Genomic DNA, 17,974 nt, shown 5'->3' on the forward strand with positions numbered 1-17,974 from the left:
AATAATTACTGCGCAACAATTTTGAATTCGGTACGCCGGTTTAACTGGCGGCCGTTTTCGGTATTATTGTCGGCAATAGGCTGCGTTTCGCCGTAACCTTTAAATATTAACCGCGCTGAGGATATTTTGGCGGCCATTAAATAATCATACACTTCCCTTGCCCTATTTTGTGATAGCACCAGATTCTGATCGTCATTACCTACGTTATCGGTATGGCCTGATATTTCAACTTTAACTGTTGCATTTTCACTTAAAAACTGAATCAGTTTGGCAAGTTCGGCTTTTGATTCAGGCCGTAGGTTAAACTTGTTTGTATCGAAAAATATATTACGCAGCACCACCTTCTTCCCTATTTCAATCGGCGACAGTTCTACATTTATAATAAACGGAGATTTTGGCTCACGGCCTGCCAGTGAAAAATTCTCGGAATAAAACAAATAACCACTTTTAGAGATATTCAACCCATAGTTTTTACCGGAAGTGAGTGTGGCCAAAAAGCCGCCATCGTCTTCGCTGCTGTAATCCTGGTAAACAATATGGTTTCGCTCGAGATCAATGATCTCCACATCCGCTTCAATAGGCTTTTTAGTTTTAGCATCAGTTACTTTTCCTTTTACATAGGTAACCAGCTTTGGCCGTGCCTTAACCGGCATTTCGAACGTATAGATATCAAACCCGCCGCTACCCTGTAATTTATTTGAAGAAAAAAATGCGTAATCGCCCTGAGCGGTCAGTGTCAACCCGTTCTCATCTCCGCTTGAATTAATGGGATAGCCCAAATTCTCAGGCTTTTGCCATTTTCCGTTAGCATCAAGCCGGCTTACAAACAGATCCTTATTGCCTAAACCCGGCCAGCCGTTCGAACTGAAATAAAGTGTATTATCATCGGGGTGGATAAAGGGAGATTGCTCATCATATGGCGTATTAATACCTGGGCCAAGATTTTCAGGTTGGCTCCAGCCTTTATCAGTAAGCGTAGTTTTCCATATATCGTAACCGCCCAGTCCGCCGGCTTTGTTGCTTACAAAATATAACGTCCGCCCATCAGCACTTATCGAAGGTTGCGATTCCCAGGCTCCTGTATTAACGGGCGGATTTATACCTACCGGTTTACCCCAACCCTCGCCATGCTTTTGCGCAATATAGATATCGCATTTGCCTCTGCCATCAGGACGGTTACAACCTGTAAAAAACAAATAACGACCATCCTGCGATATAGACTGAGCGCCCTCATTGTATTGAGCAGTATTAATATTAGAGCTTAAATATGCCGCAGGCTGCCAGTTACTATCCTTTTTTTCGCTTTTATAAAAATCCTCATTATTATTTATTTTACGGGTGAAGATCAGCATACTCTCGTCGGCGGTGGCAACAGGCATGTACTCGTCATCAACGGAGTTTACACCTGTGCCGAGATTTATTGGCTTAAACGCTACCGGATTTTTCACAGCTTGTATGGAGAAATCGCAATCGGCTATCAGCTTTTGCGCGTAAGCCATATTTTGCAGCGTGATGTTACCGAAGGCGAGATACTTTTGTAAGTGTAATTTTGCTTCCGCGTACTGCGCTTCGGTAATTTCTGCCTCGCCTGCTTTTAAATAGACAGCACGGTTAAACTCGGGGTTTGCTGTAATGGCTTTGCGATAGTAGTTAACGGCTTTACCAAATTCGCGCTTTCTTCGCCATAGATCGCCTAACTGAATATGCGCCTCAACAAACTTGTCATCCTCAGCAACAGCTTTGGTTAATTCGGCAATAGCCTCGTCGAACATCCTGTCGTCCATTAAATGATTGGCCGCTACAAAATGCTTGATAGCCTGCTTGTTGTTACTGGTATATTGGCCGTTTTGACCAAAAGAAACTGATGCCGCTAATGTAAAACATAGCAGAAGAAAAACGTATCGCATAGGTTACAATAACGATGGTTAGTAACCCAAGTTACAATAAATCAAGGGATATTTAAAAACTTGTGCGTTTGCAACGAAATTTCCCACTGCGGATTGTTCATCACATAATCTACAATTAATGGGGTCATTTCCTTGGCTTTTGACCATTCCGGCTGCAAAAACAGCTTGCAATCAGGCGAAACGGTTTTGGCATGCTGTTCGGCAAACTCAAAATCTGACTTATTAAATATGATGACTTTAAGCTCATTAGCCATTACAGCCACATCAGGCGATGGCGCCTTGAACTTTTTTGGAGAAAGGCAAATCCAATCCCAGTTGCCGGATAGCGGGTACGCACCGGAGGTTTCGATAAATGTGCGGATACCGTTTATTTTTAATTGCGCAGTAAGGTAATCCAAGTTGTATATCAAAGGCTCACCACCTGTAACCACCACATTTTTTGCCGGGTGTTGTGCAGCGTGTTCAACTATCGTATCAGCCGATGTAAGCGCATGCAGTTCAGCATCCCAGCTCTCTTTTACATCACACCAATGGCAGCCCACATCGCATCCGCCTAAACGAATAAAATATGCCGCCTTGCCGGTGTTGTATCCCTCGCCCTGTATCGTGTAAAACTCCTCCATTAAAGGAAGCAATGTGCCGTCGTCCGGTATTTGATGTGCCATACTAATTAATCGGCAAATATACACATTAACGGCATAGCCAATTTTTTACGGCTTTTTTATTTTATTGAATATTAGTTATTTTACTTTAAATTTACCTTGATGAAAAAAACCTGCCTTCCTATCACCCTAATAGTCATGCTCTTACTATCATCATGTGTTGATATTGAGGAGCGCTATAGCTTTGCAGCCGATGGATCGTGCAAGGTAGTTTATGGTTTTGATATGAGCCGGGCTATATCGGTATTGCAAAACCTCATGACCGACTCGTTGCGCACCACACCGCAATTCTCCATGAAAAAGGATACCGTACTTAACTTTTACAGCGCAATACCGGATAGCATCCAGCGTACCATGACGGCTGAGGACATTAAGCTTGCTCAAACCAGCGACCTGGCCGTTAAAATGGATCTGCAAAAAAGCATGATGAATGTCAAGGTCAGCCATTATGCAAAAAATACAGCCGATCTTGAATACTATCTGAAAAACATCTCGAAAATATCGCAAAACAGTCAGTTGAGCGCACTTACAAAAGGACAAAGCCGTAATACCGAGGCCGACTCAAAATCATTAATAGGCAGCCAGGATTATTACACGTACGAAATTACCCCCACCCGCTTCAGGCGTATTGTAGACAAAATGAAGTTCAACGCGTTTTTAAAACGCACGCAATCAACCCTGGTAATGGCCAAGGCCATGTTAATTGATATGCCTTACAAAGTGGTGCTTAATTTTGCCAAGCCGGTAAAAAAGGTGAATAACCCTAAAGCGGTATTATCAGCCGACAGGCGAAGTGTTACACTGGTTACCGACATGGACGAAATTACACGCAACCCGGCAGTAATGAATTTGCAGGTAGATTTTTAAATGGAGTGGTTTAAAATTGATGATGTGCAGCCTGCTGATACCTTTATTAAAAAGGTAAAAGCTGATGGCAAAAGTATATGTGTGGTTGGTTATGAAGGTAATATCTACGCGCTATCAGCACGTTGCCCGCATGCCGGCGAAGATTTAAGTCGCGGCTGGTGTAAAGAAGGCAAACTGGTATGCCCGGTACACCGTTTCTCCTACTCGCTTGAAAACGGAAGGGGAAGCGCCGGGCAAAATGATTATGTGCGCACCTATCCGGTTAAAATAGTAAAAGGCGAAGTGTTCGTTTGTGTGAGTTCTTTCTGGCAAAAAATCAAAAGCCTATTCAGCCGCAGGAAGCCCTTTTTTTGAAGAATGAGAACGAAGAGTGGCCGTATTTGCGCTGCTCAACAAAGGCGGGATGATTGCTTAAGTTTTGCATGGATTGATGCTCAATAATCAGCATACCGTCAGGCAATAACAAATCTTTCTCGAAAATCACCTTGGCAATTTCAGGAATGCGGTTCAGATCGTACGGCGGATCAGCAAAAATCAAATTATATTGCTCGGTTTCCATCGCCAGGTATTTAAACACATCGGCACGGTAAGTTTCAATACCTTCCAGCCCGTGTTTTTTAGCCATATCCTTCAAAAAGTTCAGGCCGTTTATATTACGGTCTACTGCGGTAACTACGCTTGCTCCTCTTGATGAAAACTCCAATGATAAATTACCGGTACCACTAAACAGATCGAGCACCCTGATTTCTTCCAACTCAATTTGGTTTTGCAGGATGTTGAACAAAGCTTCCTTGGCCAGATCGGTAGTGGGGCGCGCCGGAAGATTATTTGGCGGGTTAAGCCTTAATCCGCGCAGCTTACCCCCTATAATGCGCATAATGATAACGCGGTAAGTGACAATATCTGCTGCGCTTCTATCTCTCTCGGTAAAGCAAACAAGCTTAGGGTATTTAATTCAGCCGCCTTAAAAAACGCTGCTGCCTTGCTTAATAATTCATCGTCGCTTTCAATGGCTCCGCTAATGCTGAGATGCAGGTCGGCAGGCTCCATGTTAATGGCTTTAGCCGCCAATGCCGAGAAATACAAAACATCATCCGCAGTAGCGCATTCAAAGCTGTTGTAGTAGCGTATTTTACCGTATCTGAAGTAAAGCAAATCAATACGACCGTCCAGTAAATTCAAATAAAGCGTGTCGTCCGCCGGGTGATTGGCTCCGATAGCGTTTACGCAACCCTTAGCATTAAACACTGTATTTTCGAGCCCGAAACGCTGCTCTGCCAGGTCGGCGTGTTTAACGGGCACCTTGTAGATGACCATGTTCTCGCTATCGAGTTGCTGAACAAATAGTTTATCTGATGATTGCACATTCAGCAACCGGCCATAACCGGTAATATCGGCTTCATTATAAACCGCATTGGGCAACAAGGTAAAACCTGTTGCCGGTAAACCGATAACCAGTTGCTTGTAATCCGCTTCAAACAGGTCGGCAAGTTCTTCAGGAGTCGATAACTCTTCAAGCGGATGCCCGCTTTCGCAAACCAAAAGATTATTGCCTGCAGTTACCGCGTATGTAAAACTATTACTGTGCAGTTGTACCAGCAACGTATAATCAGCCGCAGCATCAAGGCCGAAAGCCTGGTCATGATAGTTAAATGTCGGTTCGTTCATGTATCAGTAGCGGCAAAAGTAATATTTTTTTATTGCTAAGGGTAAAGCTTGTTAACGGGCTACCTGATAATACTGTAAAGCTGTAGCAACTGGGTATCGCCATCCATGTAAAACTCTTTTTCTAAAGTAAAGCCCAGCTTCAGTAGCAAGGCCCCGGAGCGGGTATTCTCAGGGATGGTAATGGCTACAATCCGTTTAAAATCAAAATCATTCCAACCCTTGTTTAAAACGGCTTCAGCGGCTTCGAGCGCGTAACCGTTGCCCGTATATTCTTTAAACAAAGCATATCCGATATCAATATCTTCAAGCTCGTTGCGTTTAATCAGCCCGCACAAACCAATGGGCGTATTATCGGATTTTAAGATAACCGCCCATAAACCCAGGCCATGCTCTGCATAGCTTTTTATCGGCCCTTGCAGGTACCTTTCCGCATGGGCTAGGTTGTGCACGTTGCGGTCGCCTACATTGGTTAGCCATTCGGGTGTGTTTACTAATGCCAGTATAAATTCGGCATCAGCTAAGGTAAGTTCACGCAAAATAAGGCGCTCAGTCTCAATAATTATATTGGCCATTATACAGCCAATATAATTATTATAAACTTAACAAGTTACGCACCCTGCCCTAAATTTATCATCAGGCCGCCATCCATAGCATAGGTTGAGCCGGTAACATAATTTGCCGCCGGCGATGCCAGGAACAAGGCTACCTGCGCAATTTCTTCCGGCTTTCCGGCGCGCTTGGCCGGTATATGCGATGTGGCTTCTTTCAGTTGCTCCGGGTCATCCATAGCCTTTTGGTTCATCGGCGTAAGTATCATGCCAGGCGCAATGTTGTTAACCGTGGTACCGCTTTCAGCAAGTTCGAGCGCAAGCGAACGGGTAAAGTTACGCAGGGCACCCTTTGAGGCATTGTAATCTGCATTGCCGGGGGTCGCTATTTCCTCGTGGATGGAGGATATATTGATGATTTTACCCTTAATATTACTTTTTTGCAGATGCTGCACAAACTTACGGCTGGTAAAAAACGGACCGTAAACATTGGTACGAATACAGGTGTCAAACGTTTTGGTATCCATTTCCGCTACCTTGATATTTGAGCCGTTCACCGCAGCGTTATTCACTAATATATCAAGGCCACCAAGCTCTGCAATAATCCGGTCTATAACCTCATTTACCTTTTCTTCTTCCGTTACGTCGAGTTTTACCGACAGCGCTTTAACGCCGTGCTCTTCAATGCGTGCTTTAGTTTCTTTTGCACCCTCTTCGTCAGACCTGTAGCAGATAGCTACCGACGCGCCTTCTTTGGCAAAAGCGATGGCCGTTGCCCGACCGATACCTGAATCGGCACCCGTTATGAAAGCTACTTTTGATTGTAATATGCCCATGTCTTTTCTTGGTTGATGTTTTAAACAAAAACCTCGCCGGGCAAAAATGTTTTGAGTAATAATTAAATTAACACCGATCAGCTATTGTGCGGCGTATAAAACGGTGTGCGTTTCCAAACCATCATATACAACAACGCCAACAATGCAATTGCCGCGCAAACGAATAAGCTTATCGGAATACGCGCCAGCACATCCTGGTAATAGGTGCCAGCGAGTAAGGCGCCTAAACCTATCCCTGCCTCTAATGAGATATACATCGTTGCAACGGCCTTGCCCCGAAATTTCGGGTCGCTCAGGTCAACCGTCCAGGCGTTAATAGCCGGCGATGCGATGCCCGAACCGATGCCGAATAACACTGCGCCCGTCAACAGCATAAACGGTGTATTGCCAAATCCGGATACCAGGAGCGAAACAGCTATGATAGCTATACCCGCGCGTATAACGTTGACACGGCCATGCCTGTCAGACACCTTGCCGGCAACAAAACGGATCAGCAGCGAGGCAATAGTAAATACCATGAAGAACATACCCTTATTGGCTATGCCGATATGCTGCGACCAATCCGGAATTACAGTTAATATCGCGCCGTATGGCATGTAGGATATCAGGGTTACCACACCTGCCGGTATCACTCTACGGTCTATAATGTCATCTTTAGAGATACGGAAAAGCGAAAAGCTGAATGGCTTTTTGTCCTTAAGCGTTTCCTTCATGTTCGTCAGAATAATAATTGACATTAGCGCCAGGGCCGATGAACAGTAAAACAAAATGTCTATCGAAAAATGTAAAGTTATAGCGCTGCCTATTGCCGGGCCAATAGCCATACCTGTACTAAAGCATAACCCGTGTATGCCCAGCGCTTCGCCCCAACGGCTTTGCGGTATTACGTCGGCCACGTAAGCAGCTGTAGCCGTTGGCTTAAAACCGGTAGAAAACCCGTGGATTAAACGCAGAAACAGGAAACCGCTTACACTTGCCAGTAAGGGGTACAAAAAACCGCAAACAAAACATACTATAGAGCCCACCGCCATTATGGGCACGCGGCCTATGGTATCGGTAAATTTACCGCTAAAGGGACGGGATATGCCTGCGGTTAGCGTAAATAACGCTATGATAAGTCCTTTATATTTGGCTCCACCCAAACTGCTCAGATAGGCCGGCAGCTCAGGTATCAGCATATTAAAACTTGCCGAGAACAGCAGGGAGCTTAGGCAAAGCAAGCAAAATTGTAGGGTGTAAATACTTTTGGCAGGCTTGGTATCGGCATTCGCAGGTACCGTTTCCGTATCATCATTCATCTTCGGCGGCAAAGATAGGCCTTTTTGAATAACGTAAATGTAACAAGCCGGCTGTATTAATTATTATGCGAAAAACCAAACTGTTAAGCCGAATATTACGTAATTGTTAATATCCAATAAAACCTATTTTATGTTTTCAGTAAACCAAATGATATCGGCCAACATCCGGAAGGTACGTAAGGCGCGTAATTTTTCGCAGGATTACGTAGCCATGAAGGCCAGGATATCGCAAAATGCCTACAGTAAAATCGAGCTTGGCTATTCAAAAATCAGCCTCGAACGTTTTTTTCTGATAGCTGACGCGCTCGGGGTTGATTACACACAACTTATTCAGCCGAACGATTAAAATTAACCCCTTACCGTGTAAGTAAGTTTCACATGTAACTTGCTTACACGTTTTTTTCAAAACAAAAAACCGGCTGCACAATTAAGTGCAAACCGGCTTTCACTAAATACTCAATATATCTAAAAATTATTGCCAGCCGCCGCCCAGTGAGCGGTAAAGCTCAACAACGGCGCCTAATTGCTGCCGCTGTATTGATGCCAGGTTAAGCTGAGCTTGCAAGGCATTGGTTTGCGCGGTAATTACCTCAAGGTAATTAGCCATATCGCTTTTAAACAGCAAGCGGGCATTTTTAACCGCCTGGTTTAAAGTATCAACCTGGCCGGTAGCAATTTGCCTTTGTTGCTGCAATTTTTGGTTTTGCACCAGGGCATTGCTTACCTCGCCTACCGCGTTCAATACCGATTGCCTGAATTGCAGCACCGCTTGCTCACGCTGAATTTTAGCAACCTCGTATTGTGTTTTCAGGGTACGATTTCGGAAGATAGGCTGTAACACCGTACCGGTAGCCAAACCAAATAATGAACCCGGGATATTAAACCAGTTGCTTGATTTAAATGACTGCAAGCCACCTTGCGCCGTAATGGTTAATGATGGGTACATGTTAGCCTGCGCCACCCCTACCTGCGCGTTTGAAGCCACCAGCGCCATCTCGCTTGAGCGAACATCCGGCCTGCGGCTCAGTAGTGCGGCAGGTAAACCGGTGTTAAGCGAGGTGGGCAACTCTGCCGCTTCAATACCTTTGTTGCGGGCAATAGCGCCGGGTAGCTGCCCTGTCAATATCTGCAAGGCATTTTCCTGTATGGTGATGCTTTGCTCCAACTGAGGAATAAGCAGCGCCGTAGTTTGGCGTTGCGCATCAGCTTGCTGAACAGCCAGCAGGTTAACCTCGCCTGCATTTTTCAGCAGGCGGGTTAGGTTAACCGTACTGTCGCTAAGTGTCAGGTTTTGTTTGGCGATGGTCAACTGCCTGTCCAGCATCAGCAGGTTGTAGTAACCCTGTGCTATATCGGCAACCAGTTGGGTTTGCACCGCCTTTGTAGCTTCGTACGTTTGCAGGTATTGTGCCATAACGGATTCTTGTTGTCTGCGGATCTTACCCCAGGTATCCAGTTCCCATGACAGCAGCAGGCTGGCGTTGTAATCCTCAATGTGCTTGCTACCTAAAAAGCTGCTCGCGCTCAGGCCGTTCAAGCTATTGTCTGACGGGCGGTTGTATTGCCCGGTTACCTGCAAATTCAATTGCGGCAATAACGATAACTTGGCTTGTTTTACCTGTTGCTGGGCAATATCAATACGTTTAACCGCAATTTGCAGGTTGTAGTTGTATTTGATACCCCTATCAATCAAACCCTGCAAGGTGGTATCGGTAAAAAATTGTTTCCATTGTATGTTAGCAATACTGCTGGTATCGGCATAGCTTACCCCGGCAAACTTTTCGGGTAACTGCACCGTTGGCCGCTGGTAATTTTTTCCTGCCTTACAAGCGTTCAGAGTTAACGCTATCAGCAATGCGGCATATATAATTAAACTATTCTTTTTCATGATAATATATGATGGATCAGGCATTTTCAAGTTGTACTTGTTGATTGGCTTTTACTTCGGTTTTCTTTTTACCACCGCTCAATTTTTCCTGCAAGGCCTGGAAGATGACGAACAATACCGGGATAACAAATACACCCAGTATTACACCGGTAAGCATCCCGCCTACAGCGCCAGCACCAATACTATGGTTACCCAGAGCTGATGCACCTTTTGCCCTCATCAACGGAATCAAACCTACGATGAACGCGAATGAGGTCATCAATATCGGGCGAAGCCTTAATTGAGATGCTTCAAGCGCAGCCTCAACCAAGCCCATGCCTGCCTTGCGGCGTTGTACCGCGTACTCTACAATCAGAATGGCATTCTTGGCCAGCAATCCGATGAGCATGATCAAACACACCTGTACGTAGATATTGTTATCGATACCCAGCATGTTAATAAACAGCATAACACCGAATATACCCAGCGGTATAGTCAGAATAACCGCCAGCGGCAGTATATAACTCTCGTACTGCGCAGCCAGCAGGAAGTAAACGAATATCATACTCATCACAAAGATGAGCAGTATTTGTGAGCCCGCGTTGATCTCCTCACGGGTCATGCCGGTCCACTCATAACCAAAACCGCGTGGCAATGCTTGTTTGGCTGTTTCTTCAACGGCTTTAATAGCGTCGCCTGTACTGTAACCCGGTTTAGGCACACCGTTAATGGTTACGGCGTTAAACAGGTTGTTACGTGTTACCGTTTCGGGTCCGTAAACGCGTTTAAGCTTTACTACCGAGTTAACCGGCACCATTTCGCCCTGGTTATTTTTTACAAATATGTTGTTGAGTGATTGCGGGTTAGTACGGTAAGTAGCATCCGCCTGCACCATTACACGGTAATATTTACCAAAGCGGTTAAAGTCGCTTACGAAGCTACTACCGTAGTACACTTGCAGCGTTTGCAGCAAGTCCTTAACCTGCACGCCTAACTGGCGGGCCTTGGCATTATCAACATCCAGTTGATATTGCGGGTTACCGGCAGCAAATGTGGTAAAGGCATAAGCGATCTCTTTACGCTGCATAAGCGCACCTAAAAATGCTTTGGTAGTTGAATCCAGCTTACCCATAGTACCGTTGGTTCTGTCCTGCAACATCATTTCAAAACCGTTTACGTTACCAAAACCCTGTACGGTTGGGAAGGTAAAGAAGAACGCGCTTGCACCTTTTACCTGGGCGGCAACCTTTTGGGTCATCATGGCAGTGATCTGGTTCAGATCCTTCACCTCACCACGATCATCCTCACCCTTCATGCGGATGAAACCGGCACCGTATGACGAAGCGTTTGCGTTGGTGATAAAGTTCAAACCTTCTACCTGGTAATGGTTCTGCGTGATCGGATCTTTCTTTACAATATCATCTATCTCCTTCATTGCCTTACGGGTTTGCTCCAATGAGTTACCCGGAGGGGTGTTTACCGCATAAAGCAGGAAGCCCTGATCCTCAGTTGGAATAAAGCCTGATGGTGTACGTTTGATCATGACAAAAGTAACCGCGGCTACCAATGCCAAACCTGATACAGCTACCCATTTGCGTTTTATCAGGAATTGGATAGACCTGATATACTTACCTGTAAGCGCGTTAAAACCAGTGTTGAATGCAGCGAAGAAGCGACCAACAAAGCCTTTACGCTCCGTATGGCCATGTTCGCCTTGGGCATGCGGGTTTTTTAGGAATAAGGCCGTAAGTGCCGGACTAAGCGTTAAGGCATTCAGTGCCGAAATCAAAATCGCAATAGCTAATGTAAACGCAAACTGACGGTAGAATACACCTGCCGGGCCCTGCATAAAGCCTACCGGAACGAATACCGCCGCCATAACCAGTGTTATGGATACGATAGCGCCTGATATTTCACTCATGGACTCGATGGTAGCCGTTTTGGCGTCCTGCCCCGTATGTTCCATTTTGGCGTGTACCGCCTCGACCACCACAATGGCATCATCCACCACAATACCGATAGCCAGTACCAGCGCGAACAAAGTAAGCAGGTTGATACTAAAGCCAAACAGCCCCATGAAGAAGAAAGTACCCACAATAGCCACCGGAACGGCGATAGCCGGAATCAAGGTAGAACGGAAATCCTGCAAGAAAATGAATACAACGATGAATACCAGCACAAATGCTTCAATCAGCGTATGTTGTACCTGCTCAATAGAGGCATCTAAAAACTCCTTGGTGTTATACATTACTACCGGCTCAATACCTTTTGGTAAGGTGGTAGAGAATTCATCTAACAAACGTTTTGCTTCTGTCAAGATGTCGTTAGCGTTTGATCCGGCTGTTTGGAAGATAGCCACACCTGATGTAGCGCTGCCGTTAAGTACACTGTTTGATGAATAGGTATATGAACCGAATTCTACACGGGCAACATCCTGCAAACGGATAGTTGAACCATCGGCATTTGCCTTGATCACGATGTTCTCGTAATCTTTAACCTTGTTGAGCTTGCCTTTATACTTTAACACGTATTCAAATACTTCCTTACTGCTCTCGCCCATACGGCCCGGAGCGGCTTCCAAGCTTTGATCCTGGATAGCATTTGTTACATCAGCCGGTGCCAGGTTATAGGCTGTTAAGCGATCAGGCTTTAACCATATACGCATCGAATAATCGTGCGTACCAAATGGCTGCGCCTGGCCTACGCCTGGGATACGTTGCAACTGGGGTATAAGGTTGATCTTGATATAGTTCTGTAAAAAGGTTTCGTTATATGATGTATCCTTACTGGCCAGCGCCACGAACATAATGATACTGTTTTGTACCTTCTGTGTTGATACACCGGTTTGTACAGCTTCCTGCGGTATCTGGCTCAATGCCTTTGATACACGGTTTTGTACGTTCACCGCGGCAATATCCGGGTCGGTACCCTGTTTAAAATAAACGTTCAGGGTCATGGATCCGTCGTTGCTGGAGTTTGAGGTCATGTAGGTCATGTTCTCCACACCGTTAACGGCTTCCTCAATAGGCGTAGCTACCGAACGGGCAACCACCTCGGCATTTGCACCCGGATAAGAGGCCGTAACCTGTACCGTTGGCGGCGCAATATCAGGAAACTGCGTGATAGGTAAACCTAACAGCGATACGATCCCCAATAAGAGCAGAAGTATGGAGATCACTGTTGAAAGGACGGGCCTTTCTATAAACTTTTTAAGCATGATTGTGGTATTAAGTACCTCCCGGCGCTTACCGGGGGATACAGTTAATAAGGTATTATGTATTTAGAATGAACTATTTAGCTTACAGCGCTGCTGTTTTCAGTACACTGTCGGCAGGCAATACCTGTGGTTTGATCTGTACGCCATCGCGCAGCCTGTCAATCCCCTTGTAAACAATCTTGTCGCCTGCCTTAAGGCCTTTTGATACCAGGTAAAAATGACCGCTTGTACCGGTAACCGTTAGTGGCGTACCAACTACTTTGTTGCTATCGGTAAGCGCGTAAACAAACACCTTGTCCTGCAATTCAAATGTAGCCTCCTGCGGCACCAGTAATGAGTTGCTCGTTACACTTGGGATACGTATTTTACCGGTATTACCTGAACGTAAAAGCCCGTTGTTGTTGGCAAACGTAGCCCTGAAGCTGATGGTACCATTTGTTTTATCAAACTGCCCTTTAGCCAGTTCAACCTTGCCTTTTTGCGGATAGATGTTGTTATCGGCCAATAATAATTCTACTTCAGGCAAATGCTTGATCTTGTCTTCAATAGTATTACCGGCGTAGTGCTCCTTAAAGTTGATAAAGTCAACCTCGCTCATGGTAAAGTAAGCGTGAACGGCTTTATTTTCTGACAGTACGGTAAGCGGCTCGGTTTGAACTTTGCCTACCAGGCTACCTGTTTTGAAAGGGATACTGCCTACATAACCATCGGCCGGAGCGGTAACATTAGTATAGTTAAGGTTGATCTTAGCTGATTCAACTTGCGCCTGTGCCTGGGCAACATTCGCTTTAGCAGCATTATAAGCAGCCTTTGCCGAACGTAACTGCACATCAGACACTACATTATTTTCAACCAGCGGAGTTAGCTTGCTTACGTTGATAGAGGCGGTTTCAAGCGATGCCTGTGCGGAAAGCAACATGGCCTTAGCCGTGTTCAGTTGTTCGCGGAACGGGCGTGCATCAATTTTAAAGAGCGTTTGGCCTTTATGCACCTGCGCGCCTTCGTCAACGTAAATGGCTTCGAGGTAGCCATCCACCTGTGGGCGGATCTCAATATCGCGGTTGCCTTCAAGTGATGCGGTGTACTCGCTGTAAGTGGTAACCGGTTTGCTTTCAACGGCTATTACCGGAAGCTCCTGTGGTGGCGGGGCACCTGCCCCCGGCGTTGATGAACTGCAACTGCTATATAAAACCAAGGCGGCGATGGACACGAAGAGTGGCACATTTTGCCTGATTGAAAGGATAGAATTACTTAGCGTTTTCATGAATTTATATGTTTAGCGTGTATGATTACTTGTTTATAAAGTACTATTAATTAAATGTTTAAACATTGTTATATTTCCTAACACCGTTAGGAAATGACCGAAAAAATTTTAGACTACGCTACAGCATATTTTTTGTGAAGCCTGCTATGGCATCATCCAAAACCATTTTGTTAAGCTCATCGTCAATAGGGGAATTGCCGGTGATCTTGATCGATATTAAGCCGTGCATTACAGACCAGAACGTGTGGTACTTTAAACAGGAATTAATATCAGTACGTTTACTTTTTTTAATGAGCGCCTCTATCGGCTCCATCACTAAGGCCCTGAATTTTTCCTGCTCGGGCATTGCCTTGCTTATTTCGCAGCATTGCATGCCTATTCCAAACATTAACTGGTAAAGCTGCATGTTATTAATGCCGAAGTCCCAGTATGCATCAGCCATCGCCCTTATTTGTTCAGCCGGATCATCGTGCGCGTCTTTCGCATCGATCATCTTTTTGGAGAGTTTACGAAAACCCTTTTTTGCAAATTCAAGGTATATGGCTTCCTTGTTTTCAAAATGGTCATAAATAACAGGCACGCTATATTCAATGGCATCAGCTATTTTACGGATAGACAAAGCGTTCCATCCGTCTTTTTCAACCATTTGCCATGCAGCACAAATTATATCATGCTTCACTTCTTCCTTCTGCCGCTGCCTGCGCTCTAATATTCCCATTGTGTTATAATGTACAACCTAACAGTGTTAGCAAAGGTAACATTGTTTTAATTGATTATGCAAGAGTTTACAATGGCCAAGGTATAGTTATTATAATCGCGTGACAAATGCGCATCTATTTTTGCCACATTCACAGCAATTACGGAGTATTTGTTAACATATCTATAAAATCAATCGCCAACCGCTATATTGCATCTCTATTTAATTGACTTCATGAAACGATTTTTACCCGCTGTTGTGATGGCCATCAGTTCATTTGCTTTTGGGCAAAGCAAACCGGCCGATGTGAACACCTTTACCCTTGCCAACGGCATGAAATTTTTGGTGATGGAAGACAGCTCCATCCCCAATGCTAACATGTACCTGTTTTACCGTGTAGGCTCGCGCAACGAGTACCCGGGCATTACCGGCCTCTCCCACTTTTTTGAGCACATGATGTTTAACGGCTCTAAAAAATTCGGCCCTAAACAGTTTGATAACACCATGGAGTTTAACGGTGGCGCCAACAATGCCTATACCACACAAAACGTTACGGTTTATACCGACTGGTTCCCGGCATCGGCTATGGAGACCATGTTCGACCTGGAGAGCGACCGCATTGCCAACCTCACCATCGATCCGAAAATGGTACAAAGCGAGCGCGGTGTAGTATCGTCTGAAAAAAGTACAGGTTTGGAGAACAGTCCGTGGGAGCAATTGAGCGAACTCATTTATTCAACCGCCTTTACCGAGCACTCATACCACTGGCCGGTTATCGGTTATCAAACCGACATTGACAACTGGACGAAAGAAGACCTGGAACGTTACTTCCGCACCTATTACGCCCCCAATAACTGCGTAGTAGTTATTTGCGGCAACGTTAAAACCGCCGACGTAAAAAAACTGGCAGATAAATATATGGCCTCCATTCCGGCACAACCCGCGCCGCCGGTAGTTCACCTGAAAGAGCCGGAGCAATTGGGCGAGCGCCGCGTAGAATTTAAAAAAGACCTGCCCGTGCCTTACCTGCTGATGGGCTACCACACCCCTGCCGCGCGCGACAGCGATTACTATGCCCTGAGCATTTTGAGCGATATTTTATCAAGCGGTAATTCATCCAGATTATATTCGGCCCTGGTGGATAAAAAGCAACTGGCTACCAGCATTTCATCCAGCTTTGATGAGAGCTTCGATCCGGGCTTGTTTATGATATATGGCGTAGTTGCCAAAACATCAAACGAAACAGCGGTTGAAAAGGCTATTGACGAAGAGATCGGCAAGATCATTACGCAGGGTGTTACTGACCGCGAGCTGCAAAAAGTAAAAAACCAGAAACTGGTACAGCTTTACAAGCAACTGGAAACCATTAACGGCAAAGCAAATTCGCTGGGTACTTATGAGTTATTTTTTGGCGATTATAAAAAGCTGTTTGATGCACCTGCCGAATTTAACAAGGTTACAGCCGCCGATATTAAACGCGTGGCAGCCAAGTATCTTAAACAAACCAACCGTACCATCGGCGTAGCCAAATCAACCGTAAAATAACCTTATGAGAACGATATTTAAACATACTATATGCGCGCTGCTATTGCTGGCAGTAACTATTACCGCCCATGCGCAATCGGCATTTAAGGTGCCGCCCTACCAAAAATTTACGCTGCCTAACGGCCTCACCGTTTACCTGATGGAGCAGCACGAGATACCGTTGATCAGTGTATCAGCCGTATTGCCTGCGGGTGCTATTTATGATGGCGATAAGCATGGCCTGGCTTCCCTTACCGCTGCGGGTTTGCAATATGGCACCAAAAGTTTTACCAAGAACCAGATAGAAGAGGAACTTGACTTTGTGGGGGCTGACCTGAACAGCTATGCCACCAAAGAGTATGCCTCACTAAGCGCTAAATTCGCTGCTAAAAATACCGATAAGGTTTTGGCCATTGTAAGCGAGGTGTTGACCGCGCCAACCTTCCCGGCTGTTGAATTTGACAAGGAAAAAGAACGCGTACTGGCCCGTTTAGACCAGGCTAAGCAAAGCCCAAGACAGGTGATCAACGCCTATTGGGATAATTTTATTTATGGCGCACATGTGTACAGCAACAGCACAAGCGGCAGCCCGGCAACGGTGGGTAAACTTACCGCTGCCGATCTGAAAGCTTTTTACAACAACAACTACATTCCGCAACGTTCGGCTATTGCGGTGGTTGGTGACTTCAAGGCTGCTGATATGAAACAAAAGCTAACCAGATACTTCGGCAAATGGAACAACAAAGGCGCTGCACAGATCAGCGTACCGGCAACCGTTACCGCCCCAACCGAAGCCCGTGTTTTACTGGTTAACAAGGAAGATGCACGCGAAACCACCTTTTTAATCGGCGGCCTTGGCATTAAGCGCGATAACCCGGATTACGTAGCGATTGACGTTGTAAATACCCTGTTTGGCGCGCGCTTTACCTCGATGCTAAACGACGAACTGCGGGTAAACTCCGGTTTAACCTACGGCGCACGCAGCAGCTTTAACCCGCTGAAAAACTCAGGTACCTTTTATATTTCGACATTTACGGCTACCAAAACAACCGAGGCGGCCATTGATAAGGCTCTTGAAGTGTTGAACCGTCTGCATGAAAAAGGACTGGATGAAAAATCGCTTACCTCTGCAAAAAATTATGTAAAAGGACTGTTCCCGCCGAAATATGAAACCTCGGGGCAGTTGGCCGACCTGCTGACGCAGATGTTTTGGTACGGCTTCACTGAATCATACATTAATGATTTTCAGGCCAATGTTGACAAGCTCGACCTTGCCCGCTCAAAGGAGATCATTGCCAAATACTTCCCGAAGGATAAGCTGCAGTTTGTGCTGGTAGGCAAATCAGCCGATATTAAGAAGATTTCCGAAAAGTACGGTAAAGTCACCGAAAAGCAAATTAAGGCAGATGGTTTTTAACATTGCCTTTAATTTTAAGAAATAAATCGTTTATTTGCGGTGCCCAAAAACGGGCACCCTTATAACGACTCCGTAGCTCAGTTGGTAGAGCAACAGACTCTTAATCTGTGGGTCCTGAGTTCGAGCCTCAGCGGGGTCACCGGTAAGGCCTTTCAGAATTACCTGAAAGGCCTTTATTGTGTTGATCGGATTTTATATAATC

Annotated in this window: 16 protein-coding genes and 1 tRNA gene; 6 read left to right on the forward strand and 11 right to left on the reverse strand. The window is 45.5% G+C overall.

Annotation, left to right across the window (positions count from 1 at the left end; translation table 11 throughout):
- Nucleotides 1–5 precede the first annotated feature (5 nt).
- Both ABD960_RS10980 and ABD960_RS10985 read right to left on the reverse strand, forming a co-directional pair.
- Nucleotides 6–1,907 carry an OmpA family protein gene (locus tag ABD960_RS10980; protein ID WP_345331200.1) on the reverse strand — a complete coding sequence of 634 codons (1,902 nt, stop codon included), beginning with the start codon at nt 1,905–1,907 and terminating at the stop codon, nt 6–8.
- Between the two features lie 41 nt (nt 1,908–1,948).
- Nucleotides 1,949–2,572: a 7-carboxy-7-deazaguanine synthase QueE gene (locus tag ABD960_RS10985; protein ID WP_345331201.1), complete on the reverse strand. Its 624-nt coding sequence runs from the start codon at nt 2,570–2,572 to the stop codon at nt 1,949–1,951.
- Between the two features lie 99 nt (nt 2,573–2,671).
- Here ABD960_RS10985 and ABD960_RS10990 point away from each other — a divergent pair, with 99 nt between their 5' ends.
- A complete protein-coding gene (locus tag ABD960_RS10990) occupies nt 2,672–3,436 on the forward strand; it encodes a hypothetical protein (protein WP_345331202.1) in 765 nt (254 codons plus the stop codon).
- Nucleotides 3,437–3,790, forward strand: coding sequence for a Rieske (2Fe-2S) protein (locus ABD960_RS10995; protein ID WP_345331203.1), 354 nt, complete (start codon nt 3,437–3,439; stop codon nt 3,788–3,790).
- Here ABD960_RS10995 and rsmD read toward each other — a convergent pair.
- The 5 genes from rsmD to ABD960_RS11020 all read right to left on the reverse strand — a co-directional run bounded on the left by rsmD (nt 3,765) and on the right by ABD960_RS11020 (nt 7,786).
- A complete protein-coding gene (rsmD, locus tag ABD960_RS11000) occupies nt 3,765–4,313 on the reverse strand; it encodes a 16S rRNA (guanine(966)-N(2))-methyltransferase RsmD (protein WP_345331204.1) in 549 nt (182 codons plus the stop codon). The two genes, ABD960_RS10995 and rsmD, sit on opposite strands and share 26 nt — an antisense overlap.
- Nucleotides 4,301–5,104 carry a DUF3822 family protein gene (locus ABD960_RS11005; protein ID WP_345331205.1) on the reverse strand — a complete coding sequence of 268 codons (804 nt, stop codon included), beginning with the start codon at nt 5,102–5,104 and terminating at the stop codon, nt 4,301–4,303. The genes rsmD and ABD960_RS11005 overlap by 13 nt, the downstream gene beginning before the upstream one ends.
- 59 nt (nt 5,105–5,163) lie before the next feature.
- Nucleotides 5,164–5,676, reverse strand: coding sequence for a GNAT family N-acetyltransferase (locus ABD960_RS11010; RefSeq protein ID WP_345331206.1), 513 nt, complete (start codon nt 5,674–5,676; stop codon nt 5,164–5,166).
- A gap of 35 nt (nt 5,677–5,711) precedes the next feature.
- Nucleotides 5,712–6,488: an SDR family NAD(P)-dependent oxidoreductase gene (locus ABD960_RS11015; RefSeq protein ID WP_345331207.1), complete on the reverse strand. Its 777-nt coding sequence runs from the start codon at nt 6,486–6,488 to the stop codon at nt 5,712–5,714.
- Between the two features lie 77 nt (nt 6,489–6,565).
- Complete coding sequence (locus ABD960_RS11020; protein ID WP_345331208.1) at nt 6,566–7,786, reverse strand: MFS transporter; 1,221 nt, start codon at nt 7,784–7,786, stop codon at nt 6,566–6,568.
- A gap of 130 nt (nt 7,787–7,916) precedes the next feature.
- Here ABD960_RS11020 and ABD960_RS11025 point away from each other — a divergent pair, with 130 nt between their 5' ends.
- Complete coding sequence (locus ABD960_RS11025; RefSeq protein ID WP_345331209.1) at nt 7,917–8,132, forward strand: helix-turn-helix domain-containing protein; 216 nt, start codon at nt 7,917–7,919, stop codon at nt 8,130–8,132.
- 126 nt (nt 8,133–8,258) lie between these two features.
- Here ABD960_RS11025 and ABD960_RS11030 read toward each other — a convergent pair whose 3' ends face one another.
- The 4 genes from ABD960_RS11030 to ABD960_RS11045 form a co-directional block, all read right to left on the reverse strand.
- Entirely contained in the window at nt 8,259–9,674 is a 1,416-nt protein-coding gene (locus ABD960_RS11030) for an efflux transporter outer membrane subunit (RefSeq protein WP_345331210.1), read from the reverse strand.
- A gap of 16 nt (nt 9,675–9,690) precedes the next feature.
- Complete coding sequence (locus tag ABD960_RS11035) at nt 9,691–12,870, reverse strand: efflux RND transporter permease subunit (protein WP_345331211.1); 3,180 nt, start codon at nt 12,868–12,870, stop codon at nt 9,691–9,693.
- Nucleotides 12,871–12,952: 82 nt separating this feature from the next.
- Nucleotides 12,953–14,134, reverse strand: a complete 1,182-nt coding sequence (locus tag ABD960_RS11040) for an efflux RND transporter periplasmic adaptor subunit (protein ID WP_345331212.1) — start codon at nt 14,132–14,134, stop codon at nt 12,953–12,955.
- A gap of 118 nt (nt 14,135–14,252) precedes the next feature.
- Nucleotides 14,253–14,852 carry a TetR/AcrR family transcriptional regulator gene (locus ABD960_RS11045; protein ID WP_345331213.1) on the reverse strand — a complete coding sequence of 200 codons (600 nt, stop codon included), beginning with the start codon at nt 14,850–14,852 and terminating at the stop codon, nt 14,253–14,255.
- Between the two features lie 213 nt (nt 14,853–15,065).
- Here ABD960_RS11045 and ABD960_RS11050 point away from each other — a divergent pair, with 213 nt between their 5' ends.
- From ABD960_RS11050 to ABD960_RS11060, 3 genes are all read left to right on the forward strand, one after another.
- Nucleotides 15,066–16,376: a M16 family metallopeptidase gene (locus ABD960_RS11050; protein ID WP_345331214.1), complete on the forward strand. Its 1,311-nt coding sequence runs from the start codon at nt 15,066–15,068 to the stop codon at nt 16,374–16,376.
- A gap of 4 nt (nt 16,377–16,380) precedes the next feature.
- Nucleotides 16,381–17,772, forward strand: a complete 1,392-nt coding sequence (locus ABD960_RS11055; protein WP_345331215.1) for a M16 family metallopeptidase — start codon at nt 16,381–16,383, stop codon at nt 17,770–17,772.
- 66 nt (nt 17,773–17,838) lie between these two features.
- A tRNA-Lys gene (locus ABD960_RS11060) sits at nt 17,839–17,911 on the forward strand.
- Nucleotides 17,912–17,974 lie beyond the last annotated feature (63 nt).

The sequence above is a fragment of the Mucilaginibacter defluvii genome, assembly GCF_039543225.1.
Lineage (GTDB): Bacteria > Bacteroidota > Bacteroidia > Sphingobacteriales > Sphingobacteriaceae > Mucilaginibacter > Mucilaginibacter defluvii.

Excerpts from the sequence above, each read along its gene's own strand:
- ABD960_RS10980 (WP_345331200.1), bottom strand. The coding sequence starts at position 1,907 with ATGCGATACGTTTTTCTTCTGCTATGTTTTACATTAGCGGCATCAGTT.
- ABD960_RS10985 (WP_345331201.1), bottom strand. The coding sequence starts at position 2,572 with ATGGCACATCAAATACCGGACGACGGCACATTGCTTCCTTTAATGGAG.
- ABD960_RS10990 (WP_345331202.1), top strand. The coding sequence starts at position 2,672 with ATGAAAAAAACCTGCCTTCCTATCACCCTAATAGTCATGCTCTTACTA.
- ABD960_RS10995 (WP_345331203.1), top strand. The coding sequence starts at position 3,437 with ATGGAGTGGTTTAAAATTGATGATGTGCAGCCTGCTGATACCTTTATT.
- rsmD (WP_345331204.1), bottom strand. The coding sequence starts at position 4,313 with ATGCGCATTATAGGGGGTAAGCTGCGCGGATTAAGGCTTAACCCGCCA.
- ABD960_RS11005 (WP_345331205.1), bottom strand. The coding sequence starts at position 5,104 with ATGAACGAACCGACATTTAACTATCATGACCAGGCTTTCGGCCTTGAT.
- ABD960_RS11010 (WP_345331206.1), bottom strand. The coding sequence starts at position 5,676 with ATGGCCAATATAATTATTGAGACTGAGCGCCTTATTTTGCGTGAACTT.
- ABD960_RS11015 (WP_345331207.1), bottom strand. The coding sequence starts at position 6,488 with ATGGGCATATTACAATCAAAAGTAGCTTTCATAACGGGTGCCGATTCA.
- ABD960_RS11020 (WP_345331208.1), bottom strand. The coding sequence starts at position 7,786 with ATGAATGATGATACGGAAACGGTACCTGCGAATGCCGATACCAAGCCT.
- ABD960_RS11025 (WP_345331209.1), top strand. The coding sequence starts at position 7,917 with ATGTTTTCAGTAAACCAAATGATATCGGCCAACATCCGGAAGGTACGT.
- ABD960_RS11030 (WP_345331210.1), bottom strand. The coding sequence starts at position 9,674 with ATGAAAAAGAATAGTTTAATTATATATGCCGCATTGCTGATAGCGTTA.
- ABD960_RS11035 (WP_345331211.1), bottom strand. The coding sequence starts at position 12,870 with ATGCTTAAAAAGTTTATAGAAAGGCCCGTCCTTTCAACAGTGATCTCC.
- ABD960_RS11040 (WP_345331212.1), bottom strand. The coding sequence starts at position 14,134 with ATGAAAACGCTAAGTAATTCTATCCTTTCAATCAGGCAAAATGTGCCA.
- ABD960_RS11045 (WP_345331213.1), bottom strand. The coding sequence starts at position 14,852 with ATGGGAATATTAGAGCGCAGGCAGCGGCAGAAGGAAGAAGTGAAGCAT.
- ABD960_RS11050 (WP_345331214.1), top strand. The coding sequence starts at position 15,066 with ATGAAACGATTTTTACCCGCTGTTGTGATGGCCATCAGTTCATTTGCT.
- ABD960_RS11055 (WP_345331215.1), top strand. The coding sequence starts at position 16,381 with ATGAGAACGATATTTAAACATACTATATGCGCGCTGCTATTGCTGGCA.